The organism is Streptomyces sp. NBC_00344 (assembly GCF_036088315.1).
In the GTDB taxonomy this organism is placed as follows: Bacteria; Actinomycetota; Actinomycetes; order Streptomycetales; family Streptomycetaceae; genus Streptomyces.
Window position 1 is genome coordinate 2,142,161 of record NZ_CP107996.1, and the last position, 14,844, is coordinate 2,157,004.

At 68.9% G+C, this 14,844-nt stretch carries 12 protein-coding genes; 8 read left to right on the top strand and 4 right to left on the bottom strand.

What is annotated here, in order from left to right; translation table 11 throughout:
• Positions 1–88: 88 nt before the first annotated feature.
• Together OHS16_RS09495 and OHS16_RS09500 are read left to right on the top strand one after the other, a co-directional pair.
• Entirely contained in the window at positions 89–3,922 is a 3,834-nt protein-coding gene (locus tag OHS16_RS09495) for a multifunctional oxoglutarate decarboxylase/oxoglutarate dehydrogenase thiamine pyrophosphate-binding subunit/dihydrolipoyllysine-residue succinyltransferase subunit (protein WP_328536738.1), read from the top strand.
• Positions 3,923–4,151: 229 nt separating this feature from the next.
• Entirely contained in the window at positions 4,152–4,337 is a 186-nt protein-coding gene (locus OHS16_RS09500) for a DUF6104 family protein (protein ID WP_018102711.1), read from the top strand.
• Between the two features lie 27 nt (positions 4,338–4,364).
• On the opposite strand, the gene OHS16_RS09505 is transcribed toward OHS16_RS09500, so the two are convergent.
• Positions 4,365–5,171 carry a hypothetical protein gene (locus tag OHS16_RS09505; RefSeq protein WP_328536739.1) on the bottom strand — a complete coding sequence of 269 codons (807 nt, stop codon included), beginning with the start codon at positions 5,169–5,171 and terminating at the stop codon, positions 4,365–4,367.
• A gap of 122 nt (positions 5,172–5,293) precedes the next feature.
• On the opposite strand from OHS16_RS09505, the gene OHS16_RS09510 reads away from it, so the two are divergent.
• Positions 5,294–6,127, top strand: a complete 834-nt coding sequence (locus OHS16_RS09510) for a DUF4097 family beta strand repeat-containing protein (RefSeq protein ID WP_328536740.1) — start codon at positions 5,294–5,296, stop codon at positions 6,125–6,127.
• Between the two features lies 1 nt (position 6,128).
• On the top strand, positions 6,129–7,160 hold the full coding sequence (locus OHS16_RS09515; RefSeq protein WP_328536741.1) for a helix-turn-helix transcriptional regulator: 1,032 nt from the start codon (positions 6,129–6,131) through the stop codon (positions 7,158–7,160).
• A 104-nt stretch (positions 7,161–7,264) separates the two neighbouring features.
• Here the strand turns inward: OHS16_RS09515 and OHS16_RS09520 are convergent, their stop codons facing one another.
• The gene (locus tag OHS16_RS09520; protein WP_328536742.1) at positions 7,265–8,254 is read right to left on the bottom strand and encodes a zinc-dependent alcohol dehydrogenase family protein; all 990 of its coding nucleotides are present in this window, start codon (positions 8,252–8,254) and stop codon (positions 7,265–7,267) included.
• Positions 8,255–8,422: 168 nt separating this feature from the next.
• On the opposite strand from OHS16_RS09520, the gene OHS16_RS09525 reads away from it, so the two are divergent.
• Positions 8,423–9,271: an MBL fold metallo-hydrolase gene (locus tag OHS16_RS09525; RefSeq protein ID WP_328536743.1), complete on the top strand. Its 849-nt coding sequence runs from the start codon at positions 8,423–8,425 to the stop codon at positions 9,269–9,271.
• On the opposite strand, the gene OHS16_RS09530 is transcribed toward OHS16_RS09525, so the two are convergent.
• Positions 9,258–10,223, bottom strand: a complete 966-nt coding sequence (locus OHS16_RS09530; RefSeq protein ID WP_328536744.1) for a zinc-binding dehydrogenase — start codon at positions 10,221–10,223, stop codon at positions 9,258–9,260. The two genes, OHS16_RS09525 and OHS16_RS09530, sit on opposite strands and share 14 nt — an antisense overlap.
• A gap of 97 nt (positions 10,224–10,320) precedes the next feature.
• Entirely contained in the window at positions 10,321–11,535 is a 1,215-nt protein-coding gene (locus OHS16_RS09535) for an NAD(P)-dependent malic enzyme (protein ID WP_328536745.1), read from the bottom strand.
• Positions 11,536–12,071: 536 nt separating this feature from the next.
• Here OHS16_RS09535 and OHS16_RS09540 point away from each other — a divergent pair.
• Genes OHS16_RS09540 through OHS16_RS09550 form a run of 3 tightly spaced genes read left to right on the top strand, consistent with a single transcriptional unit; the run spans position 12,072 to position 14,747 of the window.
• Positions 12,072–13,025 carry an ABC transporter substrate-binding protein gene (locus tag OHS16_RS09540; RefSeq protein ID WP_328536746.1) on the top strand — a complete coding sequence of 318 codons (954 nt, stop codon included), beginning with the start codon at positions 12,072–12,074 and terminating at the stop codon, positions 13,023–13,025.
• A 28-nt stretch (positions 13,026–13,053) separates the two neighbouring features.
• Complete coding sequence (locus OHS16_RS09545; protein ID WP_328536747.1) at positions 13,054–13,989, top strand: amino acid ABC transporter permease; 936 nt, start codon at positions 13,054–13,056, stop codon at positions 13,987–13,989.
• Positions 13,986–14,747 (top strand): amino acid ABC transporter ATP-binding protein, encoded by a 762-nt coding sequence (locus OHS16_RS09550; protein ID WP_328536748.1) that lies wholly within the window; start codon positions 13,986–13,988, stop codon positions 14,745–14,747. Before OHS16_RS09545 ends, OHS16_RS09550 begins: the two co-directional genes overlap by 4 nt.
• Positions 14,748–14,844 lie beyond the last annotated feature (97 nt).

A 14,844-nucleotide genomic window follows, 5' to 3' on the forward strand; every position in this document is an offset into this window, starting at 1 on the left:
CGCCCGGCCTGCACCTCCAGGCCAGGGAGGCGTAGCCTTTATTTCCGCTGTCCATCACCTTGTGAAGCGGAAGAGGGCGGTTACCGCCGTGTCGTCTCAGTCCCCCAGTAACTCGAGCATCTCGACCGACCAAGAGGGGCAGGGCAAGAGCCCTGCCGATGCCTTTGGTCCCAATGAGTGGCTCGTCGACGAGATCTACCAGCAGTACCTCCAGGACCCGAATTCGGTCGATCGTGCCTGGTGGGACTTCTTCGCCGACTACAAGCCGGGCTCTGCCGGTACTCCCGACGTGGAGCCGGTGAGCGCGAGCGCTCCCCAACAGACCAGTGCGAACGGCCGGACCCCGCAGGGTGGCGCAGCCGCGGGGGCTGCGGTCACCCCGGCGCCCGCACCCGCCGCGGCTCAGCCCGCCGCTACGGCACCGGCCACCGACCGGCCGGCTCCTGCCGCCGCGAAGCCCGCAGCCGCCCAGCCGGCTCCTGCCGCTCCGGCGGCCAAGCCGGCGACCGCGAAGGCCCCGGCCCCGGCCGAGCCCGCCCAGGAGGCCCCTGAGGGCCCCGAGCTGGTAACCCTGCGCGGCCCGTCGGCCGCTGTGGCGAAGAACATGAACGCCTCACTGGACCTGCCGACGGCCACATCCGTCCGCGCGGTCCCGGTGAAGCTGCTCTTCGACAACCGCATCGTCATCAACAACCACCTGAAGCGCGCCAGGGGCGGGAAGGTCTCCTTCACCCACCTCATCGGCTTCGCGATGGTGCAGGCCCTCAAGGCCATGCCGTCGATGAACTGCTCCTTCGCGGAGAAGGACGGCAAGCCGACGCTCGTGAAGCCGGCGCACGTCAACCTCGGTCTCGCCATCGACCTGGTCAAGCCCAACGGCGACCGCCAGCTCGTCGTCGCCGCGATCAAGAAGGCGGAGACGCTCAACTTCTTCGAGTTCTGGCAGGCCTACGAGGACATCGTCCGCCGCGCCCGTGCGAACAAGCTGACGATGGACGACTTCACCGGCGTCACGGCGTCGCTGACCAACCCGGGCGGCATCGGCACCGTCCACTCGGTGCCCAGGCTGATGCCCGGGCAGGGTCTGATCATGGGCGTCGGGGCGATGGACTACCCGGCCGAGTTCCAGGGCACGTCCCAGGACACCCTGAACAAGCTCGGCATCTCGAAGGTCATGACACTGACCTCGACGTACGACCACCGGGTGATCCAGGGCGCCGCGTCCGGCGAGTTCCTGCGGATCCTCGCCAACCTGCTGCTCGGCGAGAGCGGCTTCTACGACGACCTCTTCGAGTCGCTGCGCATCCCGTACGAGCCGGTCCGCTGGCTCAGGGACATCGACGTCAGCCACGACAATGACGTCACCAAGGCAGCCCGGGTCTTCGAGCTGATCCACTCCTACCGGGTGCGCGGCCACGTCATGGCCGACACCGACCCGCTGGAGTACAAGCAGCGCAAGCACCCCGACCTCGACATCATCGAGCACGGTCTCACCCTGTGGGACCTGGAGCGCGAGTTCGCGGTCGGCGGCTTCGCCGGCAAGTCGATGATGAAGCTGCGCGACATCCTGGGCGTGCTGCGCGACTCGTACTGCCGCACCACAGGCGTCGAGTTCATGCACATCCAGGATCCCAAGCAGCGCAAGTGGATCCAGGACCGCATCGAGCGCGGCGCGCACACCAAGCCGGAGCGCGAGGAGCAGCTGCGCATCCTGCGCCGGCTGAACTCCGCCGAGGCCTTCGAGACCTTCCTGCAGACGAAGTACGTCGGCCAGAAGCGCTTCTCGCTCGAGGGCGGCGAGTCCGTCATCCCGCTGCTCGACGCGGTCATCGACTCGGCGGCCGAGTCGCGGCTGGACGAGGTCGTGATCGGCATGGCCCACCGCGGCCGGCTGAACGTCCTCGCCAACATCGTCGGCAAGTCCTACGCCCAGATCTTCCGCGAGTTCGAGGGCAACCTCGACCCGAAGTCCATGCACGGTTCGGGCGACGTGAAGTACCACCTCGGTTCCGAGGGCACCTTCACCGGTCTGGACGGCGAGCAGATCAAGGTCTCGCTGGCCGCCAACCCCTCGCACCTGGAGACCGTCGACCCTGTCGTCGAAGGCATCGTCCGCGCGAAGCAGGACCTCATCAACAAGGGCGGCACGGACTTCACCGTGCTCCCGGTGGCCCTGCACGGCGACGCGGCCTTCGCGGGCCAGGGCGTCGTCGCGGAGACCCTGAACATGTCGCAGCTGCGCGGCTACCGCACCGGCGGCACCGTGCACATCGTGATCAACAACCAGGTCGGCTTCACCGCCGCCCCGGAGTCCTCGCGCTCCTCGATGTACGCCACCGACGTGGCCCGCATGATCGAGGCGCCGATCTTCCACGTGAACGGCGACGACCCCGAGGCCGTGGTCCGCGTCGGGCGCCTGGCCTTCGAGTTCCGCCAGGCGTTCAACAAGGACGTCGTCATCGACCTCATCTGCTACCGCCGCCGCGGTCACAACGAGGCCGACAACCCCTCGTTCACGCAGCCGCTGATGTACGACCTGATCGACAAGAAGCGCTCGGTGCGCAAGCTCTACACCGAGTCCCTCATCGGTCGCGGCGACATCACACTGGAAGAGGCCGAGCAGGCGCTGCAGGACTTCCAGGGCCAGCTGGAGAAGGTCTTCGCCGAGGTCCGGGAGGCCACCGCGGCTCCGGCCGAGGCGCATGTCCCCGCTCCGCAGCCGGAGTTCCCCGTTTCGGTGGACACCTCGATCTCCCAGGAGGTCATCAAGCGGATCGCCGAGTCGCAGGTCAACATCCCGGACCGGATCACCGTCCACCCGCGGCTGCTGCCGCAGGTCCAGCGCCGTGCCGCGATGATCGACGAGGGCACGATCGACTGGGCGATGGGCGAGACACTCGCGATCGGCTCGCTGCTCCTCGAGGGCACCCCGGTCCGGCTGTCGGGCCAGGACTCCCGCCGTGGCACCTTCGGCCAGCGTCACGCGGTCCTCATCGACCGCAAGACCGGCGAGGACTTCACCCCGCTGCTCTACCTCTCCGACGACCAGGCGCGTTACAACGTCTACGACTCGCTGCTCAGCGAGTACGCCGTGATGGGCTTCGAGTACGGGTACTCGCTGGCCCGTCCGGAGTCGCTGGTCATGTGGGAAGCGCAGTTCGGTGACTTCGTCAACGGCGCGCAGACGGTGGTGGACGAGTACATCTCGGCCGCCGAGCAGAAGTGGGGCCAGACGTCCGGCGTCACGCTGCTTCTCCCGCACGGCTACGAGGGCCAGGGCCCGGACCACTCGTCCGCCCGCCCGGAGCGCTTCCTCCAGCTCTGCGCGCAGAACAACATGACGGTCGCGATGCCCACCCTGCCGTCGAACTACTTCCACCTCCTGCGGTGGCAGGTGCACAACCCGCACCACAAGCCGCTGGTCGTCTTCACCCCGAAGTCGATGCTCCGCCTCAAGGCGGCTGCCTCCAAGGCGGACGAGTTCACCACCGGCGGCTTCCGCCCGGTCATCGGCGACGACAGCGTGGACCCGAACGCGGTCCGCAAGGTCGTCTTCACGGCCGGCAAGGTCTACTACGACCTGGAGGCGGAGCGCACCAAGCGCGGCGCGACGGACACCGCGATCATCCGTCTGGAGCGTCTGTACCCGCTGCCGGGTGCCGAGCTGCAGGCGGAGATCGCCAAGTTCCCGAACGCCGAGAAGTACATCTGGGCGCAGGAGGAGCCGGCGAACCAGGGCGCGTGGCCGTTCATCGCGCTCAACCTGATCGACCACCTGGACCTGGCGGTCGGCGCCGACGTCCCGCACGGTGAGCGCCTGCGCCGCATCTCGCGGCCGCACGGTTCCTCCCCCGCGGTCGGCTCGGCCAAGCGCCACCAGGCGGAGCAGGCACAGCTGGTGGCCGAGGTGTTCGAGGCCTAGGCCCGGCACCGGCATACCCGGGGCCCCGCCGCATCGGATGATGCGGCGGGGCCCCGCGCCGTATCCGGCCGGGCCAGGGGTGTCCGTCGGCCCGTTCGCCGTACCGGCGGACACGGCCCCGCACCGGCCCCGCAGGCCCCCGCGCTCCGGGCCGGCGGCCGGGCCCGGCGGCGCACGGATCGCGGTCTACCCTTTGACCAGGAAACCCGGAACGCATCAGGAGCGACACGTGTACTTCACCGACCGCGGCATCGAGGAACTGGAGAAGCGGCGGGGCGAGGAGGAGGTCACCTTCGAGTGGCTCGCCGAGCAGCTGCGGACGTTCGTCGACCTCAACCCGGACTTCGAGGTGCCCGTCGAGCGCCTGGCGACCTGGCTGGCCCGGCTGGACGACGACGAGGACGAGGACGAGTGACCGGCCGCGAGATGTTCCGCCGGCGGATCAGCTCCTGACCCACATCCGGTCGTATCCCAGCCCCAGGGCGCCGTGCGCCATCAGCAGTGCGGCGGCCGCGGTCCAGCCGCCACTGCGCCGTCTGAGACCCCATGCGGCGAGCGGGATCCCGGCCATCAGCTCGGCCCCTCCCAGCAGCCTGGCCCTGCGGCCGCGCGACCACTGGCCGAGCGGCCCCTCCTCGAAGACGTCCCGTTCCGCCTGTACGGGGTTGCGCAGGGCCGAGGGATCAAGCTGTTCCGCGGCCGGCTGGACCCGGACCACCTCGCGCAGCCGGTCCGCGGGTTCACCCGGAGCGAGTCCGGTGGGCAGCGTGAGACCGATACGGCTGAGGACCGCCGTCAGACCCAGCAGCCGCGCGGCGGCGTCGGCCGCCGGATCCCGCAGAGTCAGCTCGGTCAGGGTCTGCACATCCAGTACCGGATCGAGCTCGAGACGTACCCCGACGCAGCGCATCACCTCGTACTCCCCCGCCGGTGTGCCGTCCGCGAGCCAGAGGTAGCCGACCGGACGGCGGAGCCCGGTTCCCAGCACGAACCCGGCCCGTTCGCCGTCCCACCACAGTGCGACGGCCGACCAGGACGAGGCGACGGCCAGCGCTGTCGCCCAGCCGGCGGCCACCTGGTCCACCGGCTCGTCACCGTGCAGCCAGGGCTTGTCCTCGGGGACGAGCACACTCCACCCCTCGCCCGCCGGGGCGAGCAGCAGCCGCTCACGGAGCAGCCGGGCCGCGGGGCGTACGGCGGACGGGGCGGCACGGCAGAGCAGCAGAGCACCTGTGGCGTTCTCGTACATGACCCCACGCTAGGGCAAATCACCCTCTTCCACCCACACACTTGACTTCATCCATCCGCGATATATCGTGTCTATCAGAGACGCGATATGTTGCGTCGGAGTCGATCCGGGAGGTCAGTTCCATGTCCGAGAGGTCCGTGGCAGAGCCGCAGAAACTCTCCTTCGACGAGCCGGTACGGGCGCTGAACGTACGTATCGTCAGCGGAACGGTCAATGTCGTGGGTACGGAGGACTCGTCCGCCCGCCTGGAGGTGTCCGCGATCGAAGGCCCCCCGCTGATCGTGACGCTCGACAACGGCACGCTCACCGTGGCCTACGAGGATCTGCCCTGGAAGGGCCTGCTGAAGTGGCTCGACCGCAGAGGCTGGCACCGCAGCGCGGTGGTCTCGGTCACGGTCCCCGCGACCGCGGACGTCGAAGTCGGCGTGGTCGGCGCCGGAGCGGTGGTGTCCGGGGTCCGGGGGCGTACGGCGGTCCGTGGCGTCACCGGGGACACCACGCTCGTCGGTCTGTCCGGCACCATCACCGCCGAGACCGTGTCGGGGGATCTGGCCGCCCAGGCGGTCACGGGTGATCTGCACTTCAACTCGGTCTCCGGGAACCTCACGGTGATCGAGGGCGCGGGCTCGTCCGTACAGGCGGAATCGGTCAGCGGCGACATGGTCATCGACCTCGAGGCGAGCGGCCGGCCCACCGACATCCGCCTCACCAGCATCTCCGGTGAGGTCGCCATACGCCTGCCCCACCCGACGGACGCGCTGGTCGAGGCGAACACCACCAGCGGCTCCGTCTCCAGCGCCTTCGACGATCTCCGGGTCAGCGGCCAGTGGGGCGCGAAGAGAATCACCGGCACCCTGGGGGCCGGCACCGGCAAACTCCGGGCGACCACGGTGTCCGGGGCCATCGCGCTGCTGCGCAGGCCGGCCCGGGACGACTTCGAAGAGAAGGTGCTCTGAGATGGCTCCCGTCTTCGCGCACGGCCGACTGCGCCTCTACCTCCTGAAGCTGCTGGACGAGGCCCCGCGTCACGGCTACGAAGTGATCAGGTTGCTCGAGGAGCGCTTCCAGGGCCTGTACGCGCCCAGCGCGGGCACGGTCTACCCCCGGCTCGCCAAACTGGAGGCCGAGGGACTGGTCACGCACGCGTCCGAGGGCGGCCGCAAGGTGTATTCGATCACCGATGCGGGCCGCACAGAACTGGCCGGCCGCAGCGGCGAACTGGCCGATCTGGAGCTGGAGATCCGTGAGTCCGTCTCCGAGCTGGCCGCGGAGATCCGTGCCGATGTCAGCGGCTCGGCGAGCGATCTGCGGCGCGAGATCCGGCAGGCCGCGCAGGAAGCGCGTGCCGGCTCGGACACCCGGCCGCGCGACGGCCGGGAGGGCGCCGCGGGCAAGCCCTTCCCGGGCTTTCCGGAGGCGTCCGACTTCTTCGACGGTTCCTGGAGCGACAAGGAGGGCTGGCGCCAGGCCAAGGAGGAGTTCAAGCGCGCCAGGCAGGAATGGAAGGATCAGGCCCGCCGGGCCAAGGACGAGTCCCGCCGGGCCCGCGAGGACGCCGAGCAGGCCCGCAAGCAGGCCAAGGAGGCGCAGGACAAGGCCCGCAGCCAGATGCAGCGGGTCGCGCAGCAGGTACAGGAACACTTCGCGCGCGGCGACTGGCCGACCGGCGTACGTGAAGGCATCGCCGAGTTCACCAGGGAGTTCGGGCAGTTCGGCCGCGGCGCCGACACCGCCGACGACACCGAGGTCACTGCCGAGCGGCCCGGTCCGGCCGGGGAGACCGCGGCCCCGGAGCCCGAGTGGGCGCACGAGGACCCGTCCGGCAACCCGGCACGCGATCTCGACCGGCTGCTCGACCGCTTCCGCGACGGCATCCGGGACGCCGCACGGGACCACGGGGTGACGGATGACCAGGTGCGGGACGCACGCCGTCATCTGTCAGCGGCGGCGGCGCACATCGGTGCGGTGCTGCGGCCACCCCGGGCCTGAGGGCTCTCCGCGGAGGGCCGCCGACCGGGGCCAAGCCGCCCCCGCGGGCCGGGGAGCCCTGTCCCGCGGCCGGCCCCGGTGCCCGGTCGGCGCGTCCCGCCGGATCAGTGCTGGACCGTGACGACGATCTTGCCGATCTGGGTGTTGGACTCCATGTAACGGTGGGCGTCCGGGACCGTCTTGAGCCCTTCGAAGACGCGGTCGACGACGGGGGTGAAGGTGCCCGCGCGCAGTCCCGCGTTGATGAAGGCCTCCGCGCGCCGCAGCCGGTCCTCGTCGGTGGTGAGCTCGAAGAGGGTGTAGGGCCGGACACTCACGGGCCGCATGCCCGAGGGCAGCGGGGTGGGGCGCGGGTCGAGGTAGCCGTAGAGGAACTGTGTGCCGCCGGGGGCCACGGCCTTGTTGAGGGCTTCGACACCGGGCCCGGCCACCGGGTCGAAGACGATGTCCACACCCCGGCCCGCGGTCAGGGCCCTGGCCCGCTCGGTGACGTCCTCTTCGTCGGTGACGATGACATGGGCGGCGCCGGCGTCCAGCAGCTGCTGCTTCTTCGCCGTGCTCCGGGTGGTCGCGATCGGGATGGCGCCCAGGTGGTTGGCGATCTGGATGGCGGCCAGGCCGACACTGCTGGAGGCGGCGGTGATGAGCACGCTGTCGCCGGCGCGCAGGGATGCGATGTCGACGAGGGCGCCGTAGGCGGTGATGTACGGCATCCAGATGGCCGCGCCGGTGACGGCGTCGGTCCCGGCGGGGCGGTGGACCACGGCCGATGCGGGGACGACCGCGTGGTCGCCGTAGACGCCGTAGTCGTTCTGGGAGAATCCGGGCACCACGCTGACCGTGTCGCCCTCGCTGAAGCGGGTCACGCCCTCGCCGGTGGCCTCCACGACACCGGCCGCCTCGTAGCCCAGGCGGGACGGGAAGACCGGCTGTTCGAGGTAGCTGCCTTCTCGGAAGAGCACCTCGGCACGGTTGATGCCGATCGCGTCGACCCTGATGCGGAGTTCGCCCGGCCCCGGGGTGCCGGCCTCGACGTCTTCGACGCTCAGGACTTCGGGACCGCCGAGCTCGCGGAAGAGTACTGCCTTGGCCATGAGAGGGCCTTTCGGGAGGAGAGGTGAAGGTGCCGGCGCAACGGAGCGCCTGGTGCCACTGAACCCCTAAGTACGACGTCTGTCAAACTTTGACGGCTGTCGTACTATCGGACAGTGGATCATCACCTCTCGCGCTGCCAAGGAGAACAGGGACACGTAGGGTGCACCGTGATCGATTTTCATGACGGCGCGCCCGTGCCCGGAAGCCTCGATGTGGTCTGGCACGCGGGCTGGCCCTCCCCCAAGCACGACCCCGCACCGGAGATCCAGGTTCACGCGTACACCGAACACACCCTGATCCTGCGGCAGAACAAGTCCGTGCACTACGAAGCGCCCTTCCTCTTCCTGCTGTTCGGGAACGAAAGGGCGCTGCTGCTGGACACCGGTGCGACAGAGGATCCTGGTTTCTTCCCGCTACGGGCGACCGTGGACTCGCTGATCGGCCGATGGCTGGAGCGCCATCCCCGCGAGCGGTACGGGCTGCTGGTGGCCCACACCCACGGGCACGGCGACCACCACGCGGGGGACGCGCAGTTCGCCGAGCGCCCGTACACCACCGTCGTGGGGCACCGGCTGACGGAGGTGACCGAGTACTTCGGCCTGTCCCGGTGGCCTTCGGGGCAGGCCGAACTGGACCTCGGCGGGCGGGTGCTGGATCTGGTCCCCGGCCCGGGGCACCAGAGCGCCGCGGTCGTGTTCCACGACCGCCACACCGGTCTGCTGCTCACCGGGGACTCGCTCTACCCCGGCCGGATCTACGTCGGCGACAAGGAGGCGTTCAGCGCCACGGTCGAGCGGCTGCTCGCGTTCTGTGCGGACCACCCGGTGACGCACCTTCTCGGCTGTCACATCGAGATGTCGGCCACCGCTCACCAGGACTACCCGCGCGGCACCACCCACCAGCCCGACGAGCCGCCGCTTCAGCTCACGGTGGAGCATCTGCGGCGGCTGGCACAGGCCCTGCGGGACGGAACCGACGACCCGCAGGGGGAGTTCTCCGTCGTCACGAGTGAGTGAGGACGATCTTCCCGAAGAGCTCCCCGGTCGCCATCTTCTCGAAGCCCTCGCGGGCGCGGTCCAGCGGCAGCACCTCGTCGATGACGGGCCGGACACCGGTGGCGGCGCAGAAGGAGAGCAGGTCCTCCAGTTCGTCCTTGGAGCCCATGGTCGAGCCGACGATTTTCAGCTCCAGGAAGAAGATCCGGGTGAGCTCGGCCGACGCCGGGTTCGGGCCGCTGGTGGCCCCGGAGATCACCAGGGTCCCGCCCGGCCTGAGCGACTTGACGGAGTGTGACCAGGTGGCGGCGCCGACGGTCTCGATGACGGCGTCCACCCGCTGCGGCAGCCGGGCGCCGGGCTCGAAGGCGTCCACCGCGCCGAGTTCCACGGCCCGCTTGCGCTTCGCCTCGTCGCGGCTTGTGGCGTACATCCGCAGTCCCGCGGCCTTCCCGAGGACGATGGCCGCGGTCGCCACCCCGCCGCCGGCTCCCTGGACCAGTACCGAATCACCCGGTCGCACACCGGCGTTGGTGAAGAGCATGCGGTACGCCGTCAGCCAGGCGGTCGGCAGACAGGCAGCCTGCTCGAAACTCAGCTCCGGAGGCTTGCGGAGCACATTCCACTCGGGCACCGTGACCTGCTCGGCGAAGGTGCCCTGGTACTTCTCCGTCAGGATCGAGCGGCCTTCCCGGGCGCCGACCCCGTACCCCATCTGGCCGATGACGGAATGCAGAACGACCTCGTTGCCGTCCTGGTCGGTTCCGGCGGCGTCGCAGCCGAGGATCATCGGGAGCTTGTCCTCGGCGAGTCCGACACCGCGCAGCGACCAGAGGTCGTGGTGGTTGAGGGACGCGGCTCTGACGTTGACCGTCACCCAGCCTGGACGGGGCTCGGGGGCCGGGCGTTCGCCCAGCTCAAGGCCGTTGAGGGGGTGATCACGGTCGATGCGGTTGGCGTAGGCGGCGAACATGACCTTGACGATAGGCGTGGCCGGTTCCCGGGGGAACCGGCCACGAGTGTGACCCCTGACGCGTCGCGCCTGTCCCAGGCAGGGCCCGGGGGCGTCGTCAGCGCCGGGCCACACCCTCCGCCCGCGCGGCAGCGGCGACAGCCGATGTGACCGCGGGAGCCACCCGCTCGTCGAACGGTGACGGGATCACGCACTCCGGGCTGAGCTCATCGGCCACCACGGCCGCCAGTGCCTCCGCCGCGGCGAGCTTCATGCCCTCGGTGATCCGCGACGCACGCACCTGGAGCGCCCCGGCGAAGATGCCGGGGAACGCCAGCACATTGTTGATCTGGTTGGGGAAGTCGCTCCGCCCGGTGGCGACGACCGCCGCGTACTTGTGGGCGATGGCGGGGTGGATCTCCGGGTCGGGGTTGGCCATCGCGAAGATGAAGCAGCCTTCGGCCATCGTGGCGACGGCCGGCTCGGGCACCGTACCGCCGGAGACCCCGATGAAGACGTCCGCACCGGACATCGCGGACTCCAGCGGACCGACCAGCTTCGACTTGTTGGTGAAGCCGGCCACCTCGCGCTTGATGTCGGTCAGATCGTCACGGTCCACCGACAGGATGCCCTTGCGGTCGCACACCGTCACATCGCCGATGCCGGCCTCGATGAGGATCCTCGCGATCGCGACACCGGCCGCTCCCGCGCCCGAGATGACCGCGCGCAGCTGCCCCAGCGAGCGGCCGGTGAGCGTCGCGGCGTTCCGCAGCGCGGCCAGTGTGACGACCGCGGTGCCGTGCTGGTCGTCGTGGAAGACCGGGATGTCCAGCTGCTCCTGCAGCCTGCGCTCGATCTCGAAACAGCGCGGTGCGGAGATGTCTTCCAGGTTCACGCCGCCGAAGGACGGCGCGAGCCTCAGCACGGTCTCCACGATCTCGTCCGTGTCCGTGGTCGCCAGCGCGATCGGCACCGCGTCGACGCCGCCGAACTGCTTGAAGAGGATCGCTTTGCCCTCCATCACGGGGAGGGATGCCTCCGGGCCGATGTCACCGAGTCCCAGCACCGCGGTGCCATCCGTCACGACGGCGACGACCTGCGACTTCCAGGTGTAGTCGTGAACGAGCTCCGGGTTCTCGGCGATGGCGCTGCACACCTTCGCGACTCCGGGCGTGTAGGCGAGGGACAGCTCGTCCCTGTCGCGCACCGGCACCGTGGCCTGGATGGCCATCTTGCCCCCGCGATGCAGCGCGAAGGCCGGGTCGAAGGGCTCCTCGGCGTCCGAGGGGGAGCTGAAGCTGTCGCTGCGAGGATTGACGATCTCCGCTGCCATTGGTTGTGACCCCTTAAGTCTTCATCAGTTGAGGGTGGCCACTCCTGGTTGAGGAGGGGTGGGCGGGCACCGCGTATGTGCCCCGCGCCGGCCGGTTGGCCCGCCGGGCGGGGGGTGGTACATACGCGCGGGCGCGCCGCACACGCGCCCTGAGCCCCGGATGAGGGGTGTAACCGTCTGTTCTACCGGATGGACCATGCCTCGGACGAGTTCATAAGCCCGCGGTGACATGACTCATAGCGGGATATCCGGGCACGTCCGATACGCGCCTTCGACGGCGTCCACCAGGCGAGACGTACCGGAGATTCTCCGGCGCGAGCCCTGCGTTCCAGCAGATGGTCCGGCCCTGCGGTACCGGCCGACTGGAGACTGACGGGAGAACGGGGGTGACCCGTTACCCGATTTTGACATAGCTGGTCCCCTGAATGGGCTAGTCCGACTGGCAAGATGCCCCTAATCACACATGGTCGCGACACCCGATGACGTGTGCGCGACTCCTGCATCGGCTATCCCTGATCCGCCGGAGGACCAACACCATGACCGCAAGCACCACCCGCCGCACGGCCGCAATGAAGTCCCGGACAGCCGCGGTCGGCGCACTCGCGGTCGCCGGCGCACTGCTGCTGACCGCCTGCGGCGACCAGACGAAGAACAACACGGTGGACTCCGGCACCGGCAAGAGCAGCGCCGCTCCGCTCGCCGGCCTGCTGCCAAAGGACATCAAGGACAAGGGTGTCATCAAGGTCGGTTCGGACATCGCGTACGCCCCGGTCGAATTCAAGGACGGTTCCGGCAAGGTGTCCGGCATCGATCCTGAACTCGGAGCAGCGCTCGGCAAGCAGCTCGGTGTGCGGTTCGAGTTCGAGAACGGCACGTTCGAGACGCTCATCGGCGGCGTGCGTGCGAAGCGCTACGACATCCTGATGTCGGCGATGACCGACACCAAGGACCGCCAGAACGGTCTGGACAACGGCAAGAAGGTCGGCGAGGGCGTCGACTTCGTCGACTACTACACAGCAGGCGTCTCGATTTACACGCCCAAGGGCAAGGACCAGGGGATCAAGACCTGGGACGACCTCTGTGGCAAGAAGATCGTCGTGCAGCGCGCCACCGTGTCAAATGATCTGGCCAAGGCTCAGGCGAAGAAGTGCCCGGCAGGCAAGAAGCTCGACATCCAGGCGTTCGACGACGACCAGCAGGCCCAGACCCGGCTGCGCTCGGGCGGTGCCGACGCCGGTTCCTCCGACTCCCCGATCGCCGCGTACGCGGTGAAGACATCGGGCGGCGGCAAGGACTTCCAGATCGTCGGCCCCACGGTCGAGGCCGCTCCGTACGGCATCGCCGTCGCCAAGGGCAACGATCAGCTCAGCAAGGCCCTCCAGAAGGCCATGGACGCCATCATCAAGAACGGCGAGTACAACAAGATCCTTACCAAGTGGGGCGCCCAGCAGGGTGCGGTCACCTCGGCCAAGCTCAACAGCGGATCCTGAACCAGTCCGGCGCCGAGAGGTACACACCATGACTGCTGACATGACAAAGGCGGCGCACGAAGACGCGCCCCCGAAGGCAACCGAGGCCATCCGGGCGATCCCGGTCCGGCACTACGGGCGGTACGTCACCGCCGTGGTCGCCATCGCCATCCTGGTGTCGATCGTCTATGCGTTCGCCCAAGGCAAGATCAACTGGGGTGCCATCCCGGACTACTTCTTCGACCACCGGATCATCCACGGCGTCGGGCAGACCCTGCTGCTCACCGTTCTCTCCATGGCCATCGGCATCGTCGGCGGCATCGTCCTCGCGGTGATGCGGCTTTCCAAGAATCCCGTGACCTCGTCGATCTCGTGGTTCTACATCTGGTTCTTCCGGGGCACTCCGGTCCTCGTACAGCTGATGGTCTGGTTCAACCTGGGCCTGGTCTTCCAGTACATCAACCTCGGTCCGATCTACAAGGACTACTGGTCGAGCTTCATGACGCCGCTGCTCACGGCGCTGCTCGGCCTGGGGCTGAACGAGGCCGCCTACATGGCGGAGATCTGCCGGGCCGGCCTTCTCGCGGTGGACGAGGGCCAGACCGAGGCAGCGCACGCGCTGGGCATGAGCCACGGCAAGACGCTGCGGCGGATCGTAGTCCCGCAGGCCATGCGGGTCATCGTGCCGCCGACCGGCAACGAGGTCATCAACATGCTGAAGACCACCTCGCTGGTCGCCGCGGTGCAGTTCTACGAGCTGCTCCGCACAGCCCAGGACATCGGGCAGACCTCCGGGGCGGCGGTCGAGATGCTGTTCCTGGCAGCCGCCTGGTATCTGGTGATGACGACCGTCTTCTCGATCGGCCAGTTCTACCTGGAGCGGTATTACGCACGCGGCTCCAGCCGCAGTATCCCGCTGACCCCGTTCCAGAAGGCCAAGGCCAATCTCATGTCGTTCAGCAACCGCCCTGGGGGTGCCGCATGACCGCCATGGTGAAGGCCGAGGGCGTCCACAAGTCCTTCGGCCCCGCGCACATCCTCAAGGGGATCGACCTCGAGGTCGCCCCGCGTGAGGTGTTCTGCCTGATCGGCCCTTCCGGGTCCGGCAAGTCGACGTTCCTGCGGTGCATCAACCACCTGGAGAAGGTCAATGCCGGGCGGCTGTACGTCGACGGGGAGCTGGTCGGCTACCGGCAGAAGGGCGACAAGCTGTACGAGCTCAAGGACAGCGAAGTCGCGCTGAAGCGCCGGGACATCGGCATGGTCTTCCAGCGCTTCAACCTCTTCCCGCACATGACGGCCATCGAGAACGTCATGGAGGCGCCGGTCCAGGTGCGCGGCGAGGCGAAGGCGGTGGCCAGGGCCCGTGCCGAGCGGCTGCTCGACCGGGTCGGCCTCGCGGACAAGGCGGGGAGCTATCCCACCCAGCTCTCCGGCGGCCAGCAGCAGCGGGTGGCGATCGCCCGAGCGCTGGCGATGGAGCCCAAGCTGATGCTCTTCGACGAGCCCACATCGGCGCTCGACCCCGAGCTGGTGGGTGACGTCCTCGACGTCATGCGCGGCCTCGCGGACGACGGTATGACGATGATCGTGGTCACCCATGAGATGGGCTTCGCCCGTGAGGTGGGTGACGCGCTGGTCTTCATGGACGACGGTGTGGTGGTCGAGTCCGGCCACCCGCGGGACGTGCTGTCCAATCCGCAGCACGACCGCACGAAGTCGTTCCTGTCGAAGGTGCTGTAGCCGGCAGTGCGCGAAGGGGCGGTACGGACCGACGTGGTCCGTACCGCCCCTTTCCGTATCAACCGGTTTCCGCCTGAACCGGTTTCCGCATGCAGCG